The organism is Bacteroidales bacterium, assembly GCA_022647615.1.
Lineage (GTDB): Bacteria > Bacteroidota > Bacteroidia > Bacteroidales > UBA932 > Egerieousia.
Genome location: JALCKZ010000001.1, coordinates 637,968 through 658,271, shown reverse-complemented (window position 1 = coordinate 658,271; position 20,304 = coordinate 637,968). Strand labels below are relative to the sequence as shown.

The 20,304-nt window shown below is 41.2% G+C and carries 16 protein-coding genes; 6 read left to right on the top strand and 10 right to left on the bottom strand.

Translation table 11 applies throughout. The features are described 5' to 3' along the window. Positions 1-7 precede the first annotated feature (7 nt). The 3 genes from LKM37_02830 to ychF form a co-directional block, all read right to left on the bottom strand. Complete coding sequence (locus tag LKM37_02830; protein ID MCI1719948.1) at positions 8-601, bottom strand: indolepyruvate oxidoreductase subunit beta; 594 nt, start codon at positions 599-601, stop codon at positions 8-10. Continuing rightward, positions 601-2,202, bottom strand: a complete 1,602-nt coding sequence (locus tag LKM37_02825) for a thiamine pyrophosphate-dependent enzyme (GenBank protein ID MCI1719947.1) — start codon at positions 2,200-2,202, stop codon at positions 601-603. Before LKM37_02825 ends, LKM37_02830 begins: the two co-directional genes overlap by 1 nt. A 62-nt stretch (positions 2,203-2,264) precedes the next feature. Next, on the bottom strand, positions 2,265-3,368 hold the full coding sequence (ychF, locus tag LKM37_02820) for a redox-regulated ATPase YchF (GenBank protein ID MCI1719946.1): 1,104 nt from the start codon (positions 3,366-3,368) through the stop codon (positions 2,265-2,267). Between the two features lie 144 nt (positions 3,369-3,512). On the opposite strand from ychF, the gene LKM37_02815 reads away from it, so the two are divergent. From LKM37_02815 to LKM37_02800, 4 genes are all read left to right on the top strand, one after another. After that, on the top strand, positions 3,513-4,556 hold the full coding sequence (locus tag LKM37_02815; GenBank protein ID MCI1719945.1) for a hypothetical protein: 1,044 nt from the start codon (positions 3,513-3,515) through the stop codon (positions 4,554-4,556). A 101-nt stretch (positions 4,557-4,657) separates the two neighbouring features. Continuing rightward, complete coding sequence (locus LKM37_02810; GenBank protein ID MCI1719944.1) at positions 4,658-5,452, top strand: thymidylate synthase; 795 nt, start codon at positions 4,658-4,660, stop codon at positions 5,450-5,452. Positions 5,453-5,518: 66 nt separating this feature from the next. Then, the gene (locus tag LKM37_02805; GenBank protein ID MCI1719943.1) at positions 5,519-6,046 is read left to right on the top strand and encodes a dihydrofolate reductase; all 528 of its coding nucleotides are present in this window, start codon (positions 5,519-5,521) and stop codon (positions 6,044-6,046) included. A gap of 6 nt (positions 6,047-6,052) precedes the next feature. Further along, complete coding sequence (locus LKM37_02800; protein ID MCI1719942.1) at positions 6,053-7,396, top strand: sodium-dependent transporter; 1,344 nt, start codon at positions 6,053-6,055, stop codon at positions 7,394-7,396. Here the strand turns inward: LKM37_02800 and LKM37_02795 are convergent. From LKM37_02795 to LKM37_02780, 4 genes are read right to left on the bottom strand one after another with little or no spacing between them, the layout of a single operon-like run. Continuing rightward, positions 7,393-9,984: a YfhO family protein gene (locus LKM37_02795; GenBank protein ID MCI1719941.1), complete on the bottom strand. Its 2,592-nt coding sequence runs from the start codon at positions 9,982-9,984 to the stop codon at positions 7,393-7,395. The genes LKM37_02800 and LKM37_02795 overlap by 4 nt on opposite strands. A gap of 5 nt (positions 9,985-9,989) precedes the next feature. Continuing rightward, positions 9,990-11,348: a glycosyltransferase family 4 protein gene (locus tag LKM37_02790; GenBank protein ID MCI1719940.1), complete on the bottom strand. Its 1,359-nt coding sequence runs from the start codon at positions 11,346-11,348 to the stop codon at positions 9,990-9,992. Positions 11,349-11,406: 58 nt separating this feature from the next. Next, entirely contained in the window at positions 11,407-12,528 is a 1,122-nt protein-coding gene (locus LKM37_02785; protein MCI1719939.1) for a beta-lactamase family protein, read from the bottom strand. Continuing rightward, a complete protein-coding gene (locus tag LKM37_02780) occupies positions 12,479-13,741 on the bottom strand; it encodes a beta-lactamase family protein (GenBank protein MCI1719938.1) in 1,263 nt (420 codons plus the stop codon). Before LKM37_02780 ends, LKM37_02785 begins: the two co-directional genes overlap by 50 nt. A 102-nt stretch (positions 13,742-13,843) precedes the next feature. Here LKM37_02780 and mutS point away from each other — a divergent pair, with 102 nt between their 5' ends. After that, positions 13,844-16,438 (top strand): DNA mismatch repair protein MutS, encoded by a 2,595-nt coding sequence (gene mutS, locus LKM37_02775; GenBank protein ID MCI1719937.1) that lies wholly within the window; start codon positions 13,844-13,846, stop codon positions 16,436-16,438. Between the two features lie 34 nt (positions 16,439-16,472). Continuing rightward, positions 16,473-17,783: an ABC transporter permease gene (locus tag LKM37_02770; GenBank protein MCI1719936.1), complete on the top strand. Its 1,311-nt coding sequence runs from the start codon at positions 16,473-16,475 to the stop codon at positions 17,781-17,783. Positions 17,784-18,251: 468 nt separating this feature from the next. Here LKM37_02770 and LKM37_02765 read toward each other — a convergent pair whose 3' ends face one another. From LKM37_02765 to LKM37_02755, 3 genes are all read right to left on the bottom strand, one after another. Further along, on the bottom strand, positions 18,252-19,142 hold the full coding sequence (locus tag LKM37_02765) for a hypothetical protein (GenBank protein MCI1719935.1): 891 nt from the start codon (positions 19,140-19,142) through the stop codon (positions 18,252-18,254). 15 nt (positions 19,143-19,157) lie between these two features. Further along, a complete protein-coding gene (locus LKM37_02760) occupies positions 19,158-19,757 on the bottom strand; it encodes a ribonuclease HII (GenBank protein MCI1719934.1) in 600 nt (199 codons plus the stop codon). A 72-nt stretch (positions 19,758-19,829) separates the two neighbouring features. Beyond that, positions 19,830-20,288, bottom strand: a complete 459-nt coding sequence (locus tag LKM37_02755; GenBank protein ID MCI1719933.1) for a GatB/YqeY domain-containing protein — start codon at positions 20,286-20,288, stop codon at positions 19,830-19,832. Between the last annotated feature and the right edge of the window lie 16 nt (positions 20,289-20,304).

The window sequence follows — 20,304 nt, the reverse complement described above, 5'->3', positions numbered from 1 at the left end:
TATTTATTTAACTATGTTCTAGGTGTTTCTGAGCAAAATCGTAGCCGGCGTTGAAGGCCTCTACATTGGTTTCCGTGATTTTTTCTCCCTTGGCGGCAAAAGTATTGCGAATACCATCTACAAGATTCTTAGGTTCAAGAATTTTGATGAACGGAGCTGCCGCACCCAGAAGTACCATATTGGCGCTGCGAGGAGATTTTAATCCAAGAGCAATTGCGTCCACATCTATCATTATTACTTTGCCAACTTTTTCTAGTTCCGCCTTTATATCCTTCATATCCGGATAGTTAGGGATGTTTAAAAAAGGCGAGGTATTAGTGATGATCCAACCCTTTTTACTCAACCAGGGCAAGTATCTAAGAGCCTCCATTGGTTCTAGCGAAATTATTAAATCGCACTCTCCGCGGGGGATAAGATCACTGTAAATGGATTCTGTTGAGAGGCGCAGATTGCTTTGTACGTCGCCTCCGCGCTGGCTCATGCCGTGTACTTCTGCTTGTTTAAGGTGTAAATTTTGGTCAAGTGCCGCCCAACCTATAATAGTGGCAATGGAAAGGATACCTTGTCCTCCCACTCCTGAAAGTATAATATCTTGTTTCATTATTTTTTGTTTTTACTAAGCGCGTGACGGCGTGCTGTTTGGATACACTCGCGCCGAGAAATAATTACGGAAGTTCCCTTGTATTCCAGCTCCTCTCGTATTACTTTTTCCATCTCTTTGTAATTTGCAGGAAGAGGTATAATTACCCTCAGATGGTCCGGATTGACGCCCATGCCCAGGCATATTTTTTCCAGCTTGCCCGTGCCCGCAGAATCCTGACCTCCGGTCATTCCTGTAGTAAGATTGTCGCTGATGCAAAGCGTAATATTAGAATTTATATTTACCGCATCAAGCAGACCTGTCATGCCGCTGTGAGTAAAAGTTGAGTCTCCAATTACTGCTATTGATGGATGTACTCCTGCTTGTGCAGCACCTATTGCCATTGTAAGAGAAGCTCCCATTTCAACTGTAGAATGTATGGCGTGGAATGGTGCCAGCCAGCCTAGTGTGTAACAGCCGATATCGCCAAATACGCGAGCTTCCGGATAGTCTTTAACTACCTCATTTAGAGCAGTATAAAAATCACGATGGCCACATCCCTGGCATAAGGCCGGAGGGCGCGGAACTGTGACTTGAGAAGGAGCGTATGTCTCATTTGGCTTTAATCCTAAAGCGGCGCGTACGCAGTCCGGAGAAAGCTCTCCCGTTCTTGGCAACGTGCCGTCCAAACGTCCTTTAATTGTGATACCTGTTTCAAAGACACCAACCAGTTTTTGTTCTACAAGAGGTTGTCCCTCTTCAATTACTAAAATGGTTTTGCATTTGCGGGCAAGTTCATGAGCTAGAGCTCTTGGGAATGGATATTGAGAAATTTTTAGAACAGGATACGGGCAGCCGTCCGGGAAATTTTCCATCAGGTAGTTGTAGCCAATGCCGCATGCAATAATTCCCATTGAGCAATCTTTTCCCTCTATAAGGACGTTGTGTCCCATTGTTACGGATTGATTCTCAAATTCTGCATAATCTTTTATTAACTGTTTTCCGCGGACAATGGAATTAGCCGGCAGGGTTACCCATTGACGAGGATTTTCCGGATAATGCATTTTATTCTCTTCTCTTGCTTCTCCGCTTTCAACTACCGCACGTGAGTGTGCCATGCGCGTGGTAAGGCGCATAAGAACTGGAATCTTAAATTTCTCGCTGTAGTCAAATGCCTCTTTTACAAGATTATAAGCTTCCTGCTGATTGCTTGGCTCAAAGCAAGGTACCATTGCAAAATCTGCATAGAAACGTGAATCTTGCTCATTTTGAGATGAGTGCATAGACGGATCATCGCAGGCTGTCACTACCAAACCGCCGTTAGCTCCCGTAACGCCGGAATTAATAAATGCGTCGGCACAAACATTCATGCCAACATGCTTCATACATACCAGAGCGCGCTTGCCCGCATAAGATGTTCCCAATGCGCTCTCCATAGCTGTTTTTTCATTACAGCTCCACTCGCTGTGGATACCGCGTTCTTTTGTCAGCGGCTGTTGCTGAATGAATTCGGTAATTTCTGTCGAGGGTGTTCCCGGGTAGGCGTATACGCCTGTGATTCCCGCGTGAAGTGCGCCAAGGGCAAGCGCCTCATCACCCAATAATAGATTTTTATTAAGCATCAATTCAATATTAACAAGTTGTTTTATTTAATTGCGGCTCCCGACAGATTAAATATTAGACACTAGACATTAAATAGAAAATGCATAATATCACCATCTTGAACCGTGTAATCTTTTCCCTCCGTAGCAAGTTTCCCGGCAGCCCGGCACGCCGCCTCGGAACCATATTTCACAAAATCCTGGAACTTAATAACCTCTGCTCTGATAAAGCCTTTCTCAAAATCGGTATGGATAACTCCTGCCGCCTGAGGTGCCTTATCTCCTTTATTGTATGTCCATGCTCTGACTTCCGGCTCTCCCTGGGTAAAAAATGTTTCCAGGTTAAGGAGCTTGTAAGCACCTTGTATTAAGCGTACTACGCCAGATTCCTTTAATCCCAGCTCATCCAGGAACATCCTCTTATCTTCATAAGTCTCCATTTCGGCAATATCAGACTCAATTTTTGCGGCAATGACCAATATTTCCGCCCCTTCATCCTTTACGGCCTCTCTGACTTTCTCAACATAAGCATTCCCGTTCTTTGCGCTCTTTTCATCCACATTGCAAACATACATAACCGGTTTATTTGTAAGCAGATACAATTCCTTAGCAAGTTTCTGGTCATCTTTGCTTTCAAAGGTGACGGTTCTTGCAGATTTGCCCTGTTCCAAAGCCGCCTTGTACTGTTCCAGCACGCCGCAAAGTTTAAGAGCGTCTTTATCTCCGCCGGTTTTTGCCTGCTTCTGCACTTTAGACAGTCTGCTCTCAACGGTCTCCAAATCTTTAATTTGCAGCTCCGTATCCACAACTTCCTTATCCCTTACTGGGTCAACGCTGCCGTTAACATGAACAATATTTGTATCATCAAAACATCTTAGCACATGTAAGATTGCATCCGTCTCTCTTATGTTTGCAAGGAACTGATTGCCAAGGCCTTCTCCTTTGCTGGCCCCTTTTACAAGGCCTGCAATATCTACAATTTCTACAGTAGCCGGAACTATGTTCTTTGGATGAACCATTTTTACAAGCGTTTCCAACCTTTCATCCGGAACAGAGGTAAATCCTATTTGAGGATTAATAGTACAAAATGGAAAATTAGCAGCTTCCGCCTTAGCAGAGCTGATACAATTAAATAGAGTGGACTTACCTACATTCGGGAGCCCGACAATACCACATTTTACTGACATATCTTGTTTATTTGTATGACGGTGTTATTATCTACCGGTAATTATGCAAATTTAACAATTTTACCGGGTTTTCATAATAAATACATCAATTAACTTGGATTTGTACTTTAACTTCTTTTTATTTCCCGCCTAAAAAAAGAAATAATGAAAGAAATTGGGAAAGTTTTGATTATGCTTGTGATGTTCTGGAATGTGGAGAATTTCTTTGAACCGTTTGATAATCCGGGAAGTAATGACAATGACTTTACCCCGTTTGGCAAGTATTACTGGACTTGGAAAAAATTTGAGAAAAAGAGAGATGACATTGCAAAGGTCATAATATCAGCGGGCGAGCAAACAGGAGAGACTGGAGTGGAGGGAATGGCCTCAGAACCCCCTGCGCTTATTGGTCTTGCTGAGGTAGAGAACAGATTTGTGCTAAATCAGCTTGTGAATGAGACACCGCTGGCGCGTCTGAATTACAAGATAATACATAGAGATTCACAAGATGAGCGCGGGATAGATGTGGCCTTGCTTTACAGGCCTTCCCGCTTTAAACTTTTGAGAATTAATTTTCTTCCCGACAGTTCTATTCTTTCAAAAGTTTCCGGCGGAACGGAGCTAAAAAAGTTTAAGACCAGATGGGTGCTGTATGCCAAAGGGATTGTAAATGAATTGGATACGCTGCATGTGCTGGTTAATCACTGGCCGTCAAAACTAGGAGGAGAGCAGAGAACGCTTAAGAGCAGAATGCTGATTTCTAATATAGTACGCTGTTTTACAGATTCTATTTTGCAATCTCAGCCTAATGCAAATATTATTCTAATGGGAGATTTTAATGATACTCCGGAATCAAAACCATTGCAAAATCTGTCGGGATTTAAAAATTGCGCCACAACTTTTTTAAGCTCTCATTTTAGAGAGGGGACTCATAAATACAATGGGAAATGGGAAATGCTGGACCAATTTTTATTGTCGCAACATCTTGTTTATAAAGGCAATGGCACGGAGGGTAAATATGGCCGGGATGCACAGTGGATTTTTTGCACAGATTCCAGCATGGTTATTTTTAAGTCAGATTTTTTGCTGCAGGAGGATAAAATGTTTCTTGGGAACAAGATGAAAAAAACTCTGAACGGCCCGCAGTATTTGGGAGGAGCCAGCGATCATTTACCAATATTGCTTAAAGTCTTTTCGCCACAATTATGAAACAAAGAGGAGTAATGGCGCTATTCTTTTTGAGCTTATACATTTTTGGAGGAAAATTAAATAACTTTGCAAAGAACCTGAACAAATAGAATTTATTTAGCATGAAGCAGTATCTGGACCTCCTTCAAAAAATTATGAATGAGGGAGTTATAAAACATGATAGAACCGGAGTTGGGACAAAAAGCATTTTTGGTTATCAGATGAGATTTCATCTGGATGACGGATTTCCGTTGCTAACCACCAAGAAAGTACACTTGAAATCAATTATTTACGAACTGCTTTGGTTTATACAGGGAGATACAAATATTAAATATCTTAAAGAGCACGGGGTTAGCATTTGGGATGAATGGGCGGATGCGACGGGGGAACTGGGTCCCGTTTATGGAGCGCAGTGGAGAAGATGGGATTGCGGAAACGGGAAAACCATTGACCAGCTGTCAAATCTGATGAATCAGCTAAAGACAAATCCGGATTCCAGAAGGTTAATTATTTCTGCATGGAACGTTGCGCAAATTGATAAAATGGCCTTGCCTCCTTGTCATGCTTTATTTCAATTTTACGTTGTAAACAACACTATTTCTTGCCAGCTTTATCAAAGAAGCGCCGATACTTTTTTGGGGGTGCCGTTTAATATTGCCTCCTATGCTTTGTTTACCATGATGATAGCAAAAGTTTGCGGCTTCAAGCTTGGAGATTTTGTTCACACTCTAGGAGATGCTCATATATATCTTAATCATTTTGAGCAGGTTAAAGAGCAACTTTCCAGAGAGCCGAGACCTCTTCCGAAGATGATAATACATGGGGAGCAAAAAGATATTTTCTCTTTTAAATATGAGGATTTTGAGCTAACAGATTATAATCCATGGCCTTCCATTAAAGCTCCTATTGCTGTTTAGCAGGCAGATGTGCTGAGGATTTGTTTGGTAGGAAAGTTTTTGTAGCAAGAATAAAATTATTTTGGAATGTTATCTCTTATAGTTGCAGTTGCAGAGGATGGTGCCATCGGGATGAAAAATAATCTCCTTTGGCATATAAGCGAGGACCTTAAATATTTTAAGGCCACCACTTTAGGGAGTCCTGTGATTATGGGGAGGAAAACATTTGAATCAATAGGGCGTCCGCTTCCCGGGAGAAGAAATATAATTGTTTCACATCACAATTTTCCTCTGCCGGAAGTTGCAAAATTTAAAAAAGACGGAACGCCTTCCAATACTTCCGTAGAGATTGCAAATGATTTTGAAAAACTTGCACATGATGCGCAAAACTCTAAAAATGAGTTCTTTGTGATAGGAGGTGGAAGTATTTATAAAGAATTTTTTAGGTTCGCCGACAGATTATATATCACAAAAATATTTTCTCATAAAGATGGTGCGGATACTTTTTTTCCTGAGATAAAAATGACGGAATGGAACGAGGCAAAAAAATCCTCCGTTCTGCATGACCAGGAAAATAATATTGATTTTCAATTTATTACATATAAAAAACAATAGGTTGTTATGGCAAAACAAGAAGGATTTGGAAGTTCATTTGGAATGCTTATCGCTCTAATTGGTTCAGCTGTAGGACTTGGCAATCTTTGGAGATTTCCGTATCTGGTTGGAACAAACGGAGGCGCGGCATTTATTGTTATCTACTTGATATGCGTTGTTTTCTTGTGTCTGCCCGGAATGATTTCCGAGTATGTCATCGGAAGACGCAGTCAGCAAGATGTTTATGGAGCTTTCAAAATTCTTGCTCCCGGTTCTAAATGGAAATATGCCGGACTTGTTTGCGTGCTTGGCGTAACAACTGTTTTGTCATTTTATTGTGTTGTCGGCGGCTGGACTATTGATTATCTGATTAAAGCAATCGGGATGAAATTTTCTGCTGCAGACCAGGGAGCATTTAACAGCATGTTCACCAGCGTCTCTACGTCAAGTTCAGAAAACACTCTTTATATGCTGGTCTTTTTGCTATGCACTTGTCTTGTAGTTTTGATGGGAGTAAAGAACGGCATAGAAAAGTGCAATAAAGTAATGATGCCCGTGCTGTTTGTGTTGCTTATTGTAATCATAATCAGGTCTCTTACTTTGCCGGGCTCAGGAGAGGGAATGAAATTTTTGTTTAGGCCGGACTGGTCCAAGGTTACAACTAACACTGTAATAGCGGCTTTGGGGCAGGGCTTTTTCTCTTTGTCATTGGGCTGCGGAACAATCATCACCTACGCTTCATACTCAAGCAAAAAAGACAATTTGTTTAAAACGTCAGGTTTGACGGCTCTTGCTGATACAACAGTTGCAGTACTTGCCAGCATTGCAATAATGCCATCTGTATTTTCTTATGGCATCTCTCCAACCCAGGGACCCGGTCTTGCTTTTGTGACGCTGCCGTATGTGTTTGCAAATATGCCTTTTGGATGGTTGATGGGAATCATGTTTTTCTTCATCATGTTTATTGCAGCAATCTCTTCTTCAATTTCTCTGCTGGAAGTTATGGTTGCTTATCTGATAGAAGAATTTAAGGCAAACCGCATGAAGGCCACCTTGCTCTCTTTTGGGGTGGTTTTGATTTTGGGAACGTTATGTGCTCTATCTCAGGGAGTTTTAAGCGGAGTCCACATATTCAAAAAGGATATTTTTGATTTCTTTGATTTTATATCTGCAAATGTTTTTATGACAGGCGGCGGCTTGCTTGCTGTAATTTTTGTAGGCTGGAAGCTTAGCAAATTGGACTTCAAAGATGAATTCACAAGCAGCGGAAAATACAATTATCATCCGTGGTTTGTAAGTACTGTGCTGTTCCTTATAAAATATTTGGCGCCAGTTGCAGTTGCCCTGATTATGATTAACGGCCTAATTTAGTCCGCAACCTGCGCTAATTTTCTCTTTTTTCTGATACTGCAAACAATACCTCCAATTAACAGAAGTATTAAAATACCGCTTGCTATTTCTGAATATAGCTCTCCTTTTGTAAAGCTCTCAGGCTCAAAGAAGAATGTTATATCTCCCTCACCCGCAGGAAGAACCACTCCCCTCAATATCCAGTTGGCCCGGAAAATATTTAACTCTTTTTCTCCCGACGGGTTCTTTAATTTTGCGGTCCATCCGGGGTTATAGTAAACCTCGCTGAACAGTGCAATTTTTGGAGCTTTTGATGAGTAATGATATGTCAATTTGTTAGGAGCGTAGGATGTTAATGCTATTGAGGAAAATCCCGCGGCAGTATCTTTTGGTGCAGCTGTAATTTGCTTTAGCTGAGCATCTTTATCCAGAAAATCATTTGATATGACGGCCGTTGTGTGCGGGTCAATTGTCTGCAATTTTGCCATCTCGTCATTTGCATCCTGCGCCGGAACAATATTATTTACAAACCAGCAATTGCCTAATGCAAAGTTGTTTATAAGCGGAGGAGTTTGTGCATTAAGAATAATATATCTTGTATTAAGCATGCTTAAAACAGGATGGTATGTGATTGCGGCATTTGCATCGGCGATAGTTTTAGCGCTGTCCAGTTCTTTTGCAAGACCCTGGATTTCAGGCATAATGTCACGCTCAATCAAATCCTGATAACGCTGCAATTTTGCAGGAGAGTAACCGCCTATCGTTTTGTGCCAATAACTTGTGTAGGCATTGTTAAACGGATCCACGGATAAATCCAAAACTCTATAATCGGGACTCTTGTCGCTTAATATCATTTCATCTACCGGGCGCTTGTTAAGAACACTTGTAAAATCCTGTTGACTAACAAAATCCTTGCTTCCCAAATATCTCTTGTCAACTCCCCACATATCAATAATTACCAAAACAATAAGTGCAAGAGTTGCGTGCTTGGCTTTAAGTTTCTTTGTAAATCCATACCACAATGCAGCCGCGGCCAAAACCACAAAAACAAGAGAACGGAAAGCATCCGCTCTCAGCAATGAGATTCTGTCCTGCGCCAATGACGCAGCAATTTCTTTTGGCAGCTGTGAATCAGATTGACTGGTGAAATTGCCTGCCAGAGAAGGGAATATGGAGAACAGCAATGCAAAGCCTCCAGTAATTCCCAGCGCCCACATCATTCCTTTTTTAGCCTCCTCTTTTTTAATGTTTCCGTTAAGCATCTCATTTGCAGCTAATACCGCAAGTATTGGAATCATTACCTGCAAAATCACAAGAATCATAGAGACCGTTCGGAACTTGTTATACAGCGGCGCATAATTAAAGAAGAACTCTGTAAGTCCCATAAAATGAGACCCCCATGAAAGCATTAAGGCAAGTATGGAGACGCCTCCAACCCACCATTTTAATCCTCCCTTGAGTACAAAAAATCCAAGCAGGAACAGAAATATGCAAATAGCTCCCATGTACATCGGGCCTGCAGTAAATGACTGTGGACCCCAGTATGTTGGCATCTGCTGAATAACCTGGTCCGCTCCCTGATAGCTCTGAGAAAGTAATTTGTAAGTTTCAGATTTTTGAGAAAGAGAGCCGGCGGAAGAGCCTCCGTTAAAGTTAGGAATGAACAAGTTAGGAGTTTCATTTATTCCATAGGACCATTGAGTTGCATAAGACAAATCCAAGCCGCTTCTGCTCTTTGCATTCTCTTTTTTATTTCCCGACAGAATTTTATCCTCCATTGCGCCACCCGTTTGAGCCTGGGAAGCGGTGTTTTCCGTAAGCTCCGTACCTCCTCTCATTGTGTGTTTTGCATACTCGTAGGTTGGCCACAGATGATTTATATTTGTTGCAATTCCAAGCAGACCGGCTATTAAAATTGCAATAGAAATTTTAAAAAATTTAGAGAACGTTTTGCCTTTTAACGCATCGCAAAGTTGCCAGATGATAAAGCCTAATACTATGATTGCCAGATAGTAAGTGATTTGAGGATGATTGGCTTTTATTTGGAAGCTCAAAGTAAAAGCAAAGAAAATAGCACCCCATATCCAGTTCTTTTTATATGCGTAAACCAGAGAAGCTATTACCCAAGGCATAAAGGCAATGGCCACCATTTTTGAATTATGCCCCACTTGTATAATCTGCATATTATAAGAGCAAAAGGCCATTGCTATTGCTCCAAGAATTGCAAGCCATATATTAACTCCAAAAGCCAGGAACATTAAGAATGCTCCTATCATACAAATGATTAGATAACTTGCCGGACGCTGACCTATAAATAAAATGTCATACAAATATTGGGTAAAATCACCATGATATTTTACGGAGATTGTAGTTGCGGGCATTCCGGAAAACATTGAATTTGTCCACAATGTCCTATCTCCCGGATGGGCATCATTCCATGTCACAATCTCATTTGCCATGCCATTCCAGCTAGAGATATCTGATTGATTTACAACCTTTCCCTGTAATGTGTACGGGGCGTATGAATATCCTATGATTATAAAGGCAAGAATTGCCAGAATGTACGGCAATAGTTTTTTAAACCAACTTTGTGTTTTTAACTCTGACATATATTTTATTTTTTAAATTCATTTAACAGCTCTGCAAATTGCTGAGCTAGAGCAGGTCTGGAATATTTCCGGGCTGCAGGGGAAATGTTTTTCCGCTGCTGGCCCATGGCGTTTTCAACCTCTGATGAAGAACTCTTTTTAAACTCCTCATACGCGGCGTCAACAACTCTTCTCATGCCTTTGGAATCTCCATAATCGCAAATAGTTCCGCATTCCGTCTCCCTCATGGCATCCCCAAGATTACTATCTGTTGGCCCAATTGCAAGAATACTGGAACCGCTTGCAAGATATTCAAAAAACTTCCCCGTCAAAATAGCTTTGGCTTCATTCTCTTTCCTCAAAGGCAGCAATAACAGATTGGCTCTTTTTTGCCAGGCAACTGCTTCTGAATGAGGAGCATATCCAAGGTTCTTAATGTTTTGTCCCAAATGTGCTTCTTCTATCTCCTGCGTCACAGATGAATCCATCTGCCCCATTGTTACAAACAAAAAATCTTTTCTAAAATCTGCTTCAGCTTCCGCCTTTGCTCCAAGCTCTCGCCACAATAAGTCAGGGTTTGCAGCATCAGTTAGAAGACCTGTCTGCACAATAGTAAATTTGTTCTTTGTTAAAGTTTCTATTTTCAATGCAACCTCTTTTCCCATCTTGTCTGAGTTGCCGTCAGTGAAATCATCCGGGTCAAAACCATTGGTTATAATGGAGATAGGGGTTTTTGTCATGGAGCTGAAATCCTCCTTCATCTGAGGAGATACAACAACAATTTTATCCGCTTCATCTATTACGCCCTGCTCTAATTTTTCATGTTTCCTGCGGGAACATTTTGTAAGGTTCAGATGTTTAAAGTAGAATATTTTAGTCCACGGATCCCTGAAATCTGCAATCCAAGGAATGCCAAGTGAAGCGTGTAACCTTTTTGCAATCAAATGCATAGATTGAGGAGGCCCTGTGCTAACAATGGCATCAACAGGATGTTCTTTTAAATATTTTTTAAGAAAATTCACAGAGGGCCTAACCCACCATACGCGGGGGTCGGGGATAAAAAAGTTCCCGCGGATAAAAACAGATATTCCGCCGGAACTTTTTTGCGCTACGGCATTAGCCTCTATTTTTTCATTTTTCTTTTTTCCCGACAGAATTTTATAAATGGCGTAAGGTTCTAATATTTTGCGTTTTATCACTTCCAAATCCGGAGCAATATCTTTAGCGAGAGTGGCATCTTCTGCATTTACCTCCGGATTAAGCGGAGTGTAAATAACAGGCTGCCAGCCATATTGCGGAAGATATTTTGCAAATTTCAGCCAGCGCTGAACTCCGCTTCCTCCCGCGGGCGGCCAATAATATGTGATTATTAAAACTCTTTTCACAACGTTATTTATAATCTATCGGGATAAAAATATTCAAAAATAGTTTGTGCTTTATTTATTACCTGTCCGCTTCTGTTCCTTTTATTAAATTGTTATACAAACAGTTATCAACATCACGATGGATGGTCATAAAGTTGTGGTCGCTTCTTTCATTGCAGCCGTTTGTCATTACAACAATTCCAAAGGTGCGCTCCCTGTTCCAAAACATTGAGGTTAAAACCCCGTAAGCTCCGCCGGTATGACCAATCATTGTTTTGCCGTCAATTAGCTGTTTTGTTGTTCTGATTGCAAAGCCGTAATCATCTCCTTCATCTGTTGGTCCAACAAGGCGGCTTTGCATAAGCAGCGCGCTTTCCGGCTTTATTATCCTCATATCCATATATTTGCCAAGTCCCATGTGCATCATCATTACTGTTGCCAGTCCGGTTGGAGAAAGTTTCATTCCGCCAGTAGGAGAGAAAACAGGAGTTGAGTAACCCATCTGATAGTTAGCAATTTGCTCAGTTCTTGGATCATAAGCTTCCGGCTGAGGTTCATATTTTCCTGTCTTTGGATCTTTTTCATATAACGTTACAAACTTGGATGCATCCAGGCTTGCAACCCAATATCCTCCATAAACAAACAGCGGATTAAGTACATGACCTACAACGTATTTGTCAAATCTTTGTCCGCTTGTCCTCTCCAGAATTGTTCCTAAAGTATTGTATCCTAAATTGCAATATTCATACTGTGTTCCCGGGCAGTAGTTGTTGTATGCTTTTGCATAATCTTTTGATTTTGCGGGATTTATAACATCAAGAGTAAAATATCCCTGGCTGTCATTCAAACTTGATGAGTGAGAAAGCAACATGTAAAGTGTAATTTTTACATCCGGGAATTTAGGATTCCTAACCTTAAATCCAACTAAATCAGATACATCTGCATCCAGGCTTAATTTGCCCTGTTCAACCAGCTGCATTATGGAAGTTGCGGTAAATGATTTTGAGATAGATGCAATTCTAAATAAATCATCCTCTGCAAGAGGTGTCTTATTTTCCAAATTTTTATATCCCCATGTATTTCTGTAGATTATATGACCATCCTTAACAACTGCCACCCCAAGTCCTACCGCTTCATTAGCCTTCATAATGCTATCTATCTGTTTGTTGATTGTAGTGCTTTTGTTGCTCCATCTTTTCAATTTCAGCCTTGCGGGTGTCAGCCGATGTACCCTTGATAAGTCTGTTGTACAGGCATTTATCTACTCTGCGGTGAATTGCCATAAATCCTCTTTCCCACTTCTCCTGGTTGCCGTTTGTCATTACAACAAAACCAAAAGTACGGTCGCTATTCCAAAACATAGAGGTGTGAACTCCGTATGCTTCTCCAACATGTCCAATCATTTCATAACCATCAAGCAGCTCATAACCTCTTCTTAATGCAAAGCAATAGCGGTCATACTCATCATCTGGTCCAAACTGTGCAGATTGCATTGTTTCAGCACTTTGCTTGCTTATGATTTTTTTGCCGTTATAAGTTCCAAGTCCCATGTGCATCATCATTACCGTTGCAAGTCCCGTCGGAGAAATTTTCATTCCGCCTGTTGGAGAGAAAATTGGAGTTGAGCGTCCCATCTGATAGTTAGCAATTTGTTCCGTTCTTGGATCATAGGCCTCCGGCTGAACTTCATATTTTTTTGTCTCATTATTCCAATTATACAAATTGACAAATTTGCTCTTGTCCAAGCTGGCAACCCAATATCCGCCGTAAACATTTAATGGTTTAAGAATGTGATTTACAATGTATTGGTCAAATCTCTCCCCGCTTATCCTTTCCAATATTGTTCCTAATGTGTTAAATCCCAGATTGGCGTATTCATATCCGGTTCCAGGTTTGTAATCATTATATGCTTTATAGTAATCTTTTGATTTAGAGGGGTCTATAACATCCAATGTAAAATAGCCCTGGCTATCATTCAGGCTGGAAGTGTGTGACAGCAACATTTTTACGGTAATCTTCACATCCGGGAATTTTGGATTTCTAACCTTAAAACCAACTAAATCAGAAACATCCTCATCCAAAGATACTTTTCCCTGCTCTACAAGCTGCATTATTGCCGTGGCTGTGAATGATTTAGAGATAGAAGCTATTCTAAAAATATCATCATTTTTTAATGCTTTTTTATTCTCCAGGTCTTTATATCCCCAAGAATTGGCGTAAACAATTTGACCATTTCTAACAACGGCAACTCCCAGTCCGACGGTATTGAACTCCTTCATTACTTGCGCTATGTCTGAATTTATCTCTTTTTTTGTCTGAGAAGAGACCGGGTCTTTTTTGGCTGATGCAGCGCTGCCTGCCAAAACCAAGACGGATAATAAAATTGTCGTGATTAAAGATTTAAAAAGTTTCATTGTTAATTGTGGTTAAATTGTACATTTTACAACATTTACAAAGATAGGAAATTGATAGAATTGCACGCTCCTTTTGATTTATTATGCTAATTTTGCGTTGCTATGGCAGAGAGAAATTTAGACACGCCGCTGATGAAGCAATATTTCAAATTTAAAGCCCAATATCCTGAGGCTTTGATGCTTATGCGCGTGGGAGATTTCTATGAGTCTTACGGTGATGATGCAATCACAACAAGCAAGGTGCTGGGTATTGTTTTGACAAAGAGGTCTAATGGGGTCCCGACAGCTGTTGAATTGTGCGGATTTCCGCATCATGCCATTGATAATTACTTGCCAAAGCTTGTGAGGGCCGGATATAAAGTTGCGGTTTGCGATCAGCTGGAAGACCCTAAATTTGCAAAGAGCATTGTCAAGAGAGGTGTTACAGAGCTTGTTACGCCAGGCGTTGCGTATAATGAACAGCTGCTGGATTTAAAGGAGAATAATTTTTTGTGCTCAATATTTTTCTCTAAAGATGAGGGAGGGGCCGCATTTGTGGATGTATCTACCGGAACATTTAAAGTGGCGCAGGGAACTCTTGATTATCTGGAGGTTCTGCTATCTGATATGAAGCCAAAGGAGATGCTTTTGCAGAAGGGATATGAGGCGGGATTTAAGAAAAGATTTGGGGAGGATTTTTACATCACCTTAATGGATGATTGGGCGTTTGTTCCGGATGCGTGTGAAGATAAATTAAAGAAACAGTTTGGAGATAAGGCGCTTAAGGGATTTGGGATAGATGAACTTTCTCTTGCAAAAACAGCCGCCGGAGCTGCGCTGTTTTATTTGGAACAAAATCATATTACAGATGCGGCTCAGATTAACTCCGTATCTAGAATTGACGGTAAAAATTTTGTTTGGCTGGATAAGTTCACTATCAGGAATTTAGAGATATTTTCTACGGTTGCTCCCGGAGGTGTTTCCCTTATAAATGTTGTGGATAAAACTTCTTCTCCCATGGGAGCCAGGTTGCTGCGTTCTTGGGTTGGAATGCCGTTAAAGGAGAGCGGAGAGATAGAGAAGAGGTATGACGCGGTGCAATATTTTGTTGAGCACAAGGATATTAGAGAAGAGGTACAGCAGAGGATTGGGAATATTGGAGATATGGAGAGAATATTGGGACGTGCTGCGGCGGGGAAAATAAATCCGAGGGAGATGGTTCAGCTCAGACGCGGGCTGGAGCAAATCAAACCTATTTCAAATTTGGTTACCCCTTTGTCACAATACAATAGAGAGCTTAAAGAGTTTAGAGAATTAGCTGCGCTGATAGCCAAAGATATGGTTGAAAATCCGGCTGCCATGCTGGGCAAGGGTGATATAATTGGCGGCGGAGTGGACAAAGAGCTGGATGATTTAAGGAGCATTTCACGCAATAGCAAGGATTACTTGATTGACTTGCAGAGAAGGGAGAGTGAAAGGACAGGAATATCCTCATTAAAAATAAGTTACAATAATGTTTTTGGGTATTACCTGGAGGTAAGAAATACTTATAAAGACAAAGTTCCGGCGGAGTGGATTAGAAAGCAGACACTTGTAAGTGCGGAGAGATATATTACTCCGGAACTTAAAGAGTATGAGGAGAAAATTTTGGGAGCTGAGTCCAGAATTTATGAGATAGAGAGCAGAATATATCAGGAGCTGGTAAGTGCTGTTCAAAAAGATATCTCATCTATTCAGGTGACCTGCAATGCAATAGCAGCTATAGATTGTTTGGCTGGATTTGCACAAATTGCCTGTGAGAATAAATATTGCCGTCCTAAAATTAATGAAGGAGATAAGATAGAAATAGCACAGGGAAGACATCCCGTTTTGGAAACAATGATGCCGGCAGGGGAGGAATATGTTGCAAATGATTTGATGCTGGACAATGATACTCAGCAAATTATAATCCTGACAGGTCCTAACATGGCAGGTAAAAGCGCGCTGCTTAGACAGACTGCTTTAATAGTTCTGCTTGCTCAGGCCGGTTCTTTTGTCCCTGCAAAGAGTGCTTCTATTGGTTTGGTTGACAAGATATTCACCAGGGTAGGAGCATCTGATAATATTTCCCGGGGCGAGTCCACTTTTATGGTGGAGATGATAGAAACGGCTACAATTCTACACAATTTGTCGCCGAGAAGTCTTGTGCTTTTGGATGAAATCGGACGCGGTACAAGCACATTTGACGGTATGTCAATTGCCTGGGCCATAGTGGAATATATTCATCAGAACGGAATGAGGGCAAAGACACTTTTTGCCACCCATTATCATGAATTGAATGAACTGGAAAAACTTTATCCGCGCGTAAAGAATTACCATATTGCCGTTAAGGAGGCGGGAGATAAAGTTATATTTTTGAGGAAATTATGTCCGGGAGGAGTAGCTCATAGCTTTGGAATACATGTTGCTAATATGGCCGGTATGCCGGCTGCGGTGATTGATGCGGCGCAGAAAAAATTGACTGAGATGGAGAAGGAACAGGCAGATAATGAGCAAAATAAAGAGCGCAAGAAAAAAGATGACGATAATCTGCAGCTCTCATTTTTCCAGCTGGATGACCCGCTGCTTGTGGACTTAAAGAAGAAATTGGAATCTCTGGATTTAAATACTATGTCCCCGATGGATGCTTTTGACGCGCTGCGGGATATGAAGAAAAAAATGGGTCTGGGGAAAAAATAACTGAGTAAAAATAGAAATACTAAGAGGATTTATTATGGCGGAGTGGAGATTTGTAAAGAGAGTCAGAATGGTGCTGAAGATGCTCAAGGAGGGAGTGGTGTTTGCTTATAATGAGCTGAAGGGGAATAAATTCCGCACTTTTCTGTCATTGCTGGGAGTTAGCATTGGCATCTTCTGCATTGTAGCTGTTTTTACTGCGATAGATGCGTTGCAGAAAAATGTAAGGAAGGGGTTTGAAAGTTTGGGAAGCAATGCGGTGCAAATTTCAAAGTGGCCCGGCATGGGCGCGGAGGATGATGAGGGTAATTCCGTAATGAATACTACCGGAGAGTTCAAATGGTGGGAGTACATGAGACGTCCTCCTATTACTTATGAGGATTACAAATTCTTGAGAGATAATTCCCAAAAAGCAGATGCGATTGTCCTAAATGCCGGATTTACAGCTCTTTTAAAGAACGGAAGAAATTCAATTGATAATGCCCATGTTATTTGTCCTACCGGTAATTTCAGAAAAGTTGTTAACGTAGATTTGCAAAGCGGGCGATTCTTTACTGAGGCGGAAGCCGAAGAGGGAAAAACTGTCGCGATTATTGGATATGAAGTTGCACAAGAACTTTATAAAGATGAAAACCCGATAGGGAAGAGTATTAAAATCAACGGTAATTCTGCAATTATCATTGGTGTTTTTGAGAAGCAGGGGAATGGCATACTTAACGTGATGGCCACAGACAAAGCAGTTTTTATTCCTTTTAAATTCGGCAAAGTAATGGTGGATTTTGACGATTCGGATGCTCTTGACATAATCGCAATACCAAAACAAGGTGTTGATGCTGATGAATTTACGGGAGAACTTAAGATGCTGATGCGCCAGCACCGCAGATTACGTCCAAGCGATAAATATAATTTCTCTACAATGAAAATGACCTCTCTTCTTGATATGGTAAAAACTATTTTCAAAGCCATTAACAGGGTAGGTTGGATAATTGCGATGTTCTCTCTTTTGATTGGAGGATTTGGAATTGCAAACATTATGTTTGTTTCAGTCAAAGAGCGAACTAATATAATAGGCATTCAAAAGGCGCTGGGCGCAAAGAAATATATTATTCTTACACAGTTCCTTACAGAGGCCGTTTTGCTAGCTATTGCCGGTGCAATCGTGGGAATATTGTTGGTTGCCATCATCTTGCTGGTAGCTCCAATCCCTCCGGAATATGAAGTAACCCTGACCATGGGCAACGTCCTTGCCGGTGTGCTAATAGCTTCAATCATAGGTATTATCAGCGGTTTGCTGCCTGCCAGCGCTGCCGCCAATCTCAATCCTGTTGATGCTATCAATTCTAAATAAGTAATAACATGTTCTCAGGGCCGCAGGCCCGCGACCGAATGTCCCCAGGCCGTTAGGCCCGCGACCGAATGTCCCCAGGCCGTTAGGCCCGCGACCGTAGGGAGCGTGCATTCCGCGGCGGTAGCCGCGTTAACCATAAGGCAATGCGCTGCTTTGTGGCGCATTGCTCTGCATGTGAGCAGAGCGAACATGCAATTCTCGTATTGCTACCGCTGACTTTATCTTATAAGTGTTGCTGTCGTCATTGTGTATCAACGATTTACAGTTTGGCCGAATCTATAAGATCGGCCAAATTGTAACTATCTGATTCACAGTTCCGCCTACAGAACTTTTTTTGATAATCTCATCGCACGCAAAGTCTTGTTATGCTCTTGCTTGCGCCTACGGTTTTTTAACGGCAATAGTGCCTAAAACCTCATGGCTGCAGAGCAAGACATAACAAGACTTTACATGTAGGTGTAATAGAGATTACTTTTTATCGTGCATCCACAACTGCCAGCTGTTGAAAAGATTTTGCCAGATGGAATAAAATGCCAGGAATACGGCAGCCATCGGAAGTAGGTAAGTGCTTGACATCCACATTCCTACGGCGGTGTTCTTTTGCCCAAGCATCTGGCCTCCGGCCATTGAATCTCCGTATTTTTTGCCAATTAACTTTCCTATGCCGTAGTGGAAAAAGCAAACAAATGCAGAGATAATTCCTAAAGCAAGAATAACTTTTCCGTTTCCACGGCCGTGGTTAAAGACGTAGTTAATTGTCTGACCTAAAGCAAGAAACAAAGCTATTGCCCACAGATAAAATGTATAATCTTTAAATCTGCTGAGATAACTTCCCGCTTTTGGAAGAGTAACCTGAATAAGCAGAGCGATAAAAAACGGCAGGCCGATGATAGGTCCTATCTTCCTGAATACCAAAAGAAAAGAGGTCCAAAAAGGCATATCTTGCTGTTGGCCGATGAATGAAAAATATATTGGGGCTACAATTGCAACCATTATATTCCCGACAATTGTATATGCTGTAACTGTTTCTCTGTCAGCACCCAACATGGTGGAGATTACCACAATGGAAGCGGCGACGGGACAAAGCACGCCAATCAAAACTGCTTGCGCTATAACTTCATTTCCAAATAGGTAATGAACAGCAAAATATGCTGCCAGGCTGACTATAATCTGAAAGAACATAATAATATAGTTTAGCCTGGAAATGTGAAGTTTACGCAAATCTATCGCGACAAAATTGAGTATTAAAATTGTGAAGACACAGTAGGGCGCCAGGTATGCATATTTTCCGCAAAAGCTATGGAAGATTAATCCAAGAATAATAGCAATTGGAAGTATATAGCTGCGGAGTTTGGACATTGATTTTATTTGATTTTAAAATAATTTTAATTCAGGCAGTAACTGGTAAGTCATTCTGTGATACTTGGTTACGCCATATTTTTCTATTGCGGCCCTGTGCTCTTTTGTGGGATAGGCCATGTTTTTATCCCAGCCGTATTGCGGAAATTCTTTTGCAATTTTTAACATGTAAGCATCTCTGCTGGTTTTTGCAAGAATGGAAGCGGCTGCTATTGAGGCGTATGTGGCATCTCCCTTAACAATGCACTTGTGCTGAATTTTTTTGTATGGCTTGAATTTATTGCCATCTACAATTATTGATACAGGCTGAGGTTTAAGTTTTTGCAGCGCTTTATGCATAGCCTTTATGGAGGCGTTAAGGATATTTATTTTGTCTATCTCTTTTGGAGAAACGCTTGCAATGCCATAAGCTACAGCCTCTTTCATAATAATGGGACGCAGCTCATCTCTCTGTTTTTTTGTAAGCTGCTTGGAATCATTTAGCAGCGGATGATAAAAATCTTTTGGCAAAATTACGGCTGCCGCATAAACAGGACCGGCAAGACATCCGCGTCCCGCCTCATCACATCCCGCCTCTATCACACCGGCGTTAAAAAAAGGTTTAAGATTTGCCATTGGAAAATGCAGCAGATTTAAAAAAAGCAGCAGACGTTTATGCGCTGCTGCTTTAAATTGAATTTCAGCTAATTAAAGTTGAGAAAGCAGTTTCTTTACAGCTTGTACAATTGCGCTCCCCTCAGCTTTTCCGGCAAGTTGCTTTGTTGCAGTTCCCATAACTTTTCCCAAATCGGAAATTTTAGTTGCTCCAACAGCTGCAATAATTTTCTTAAGTTCTGCCTCAAGTTCTTCTGCGGAAAGCTGCTTTGGTAGAAAACACTCCATGTGCTTTGCCTCTGCTAACTCATTGTCTGCCAAGTCTTGGCGATTGTTCTGCTTATAAAGTTCTGCGCTCTCATTGTGCTGCTTTACAAGTTTCTGAATCAACTTAACCACATCAGAATCTGCAAGCTCTTTTGCCGCACCGCCCGCTGCTGTTTTAGCCAGCAGAATTTCAGACTTCACAGCTCTAAGAGCCTCTAACTTAACCTTATCCTTGGCTATCATAGCAGCCTTGATTCCGTCCTGTATTTGTTGCTCTAAACCCATAATTTTTTATTTTTTA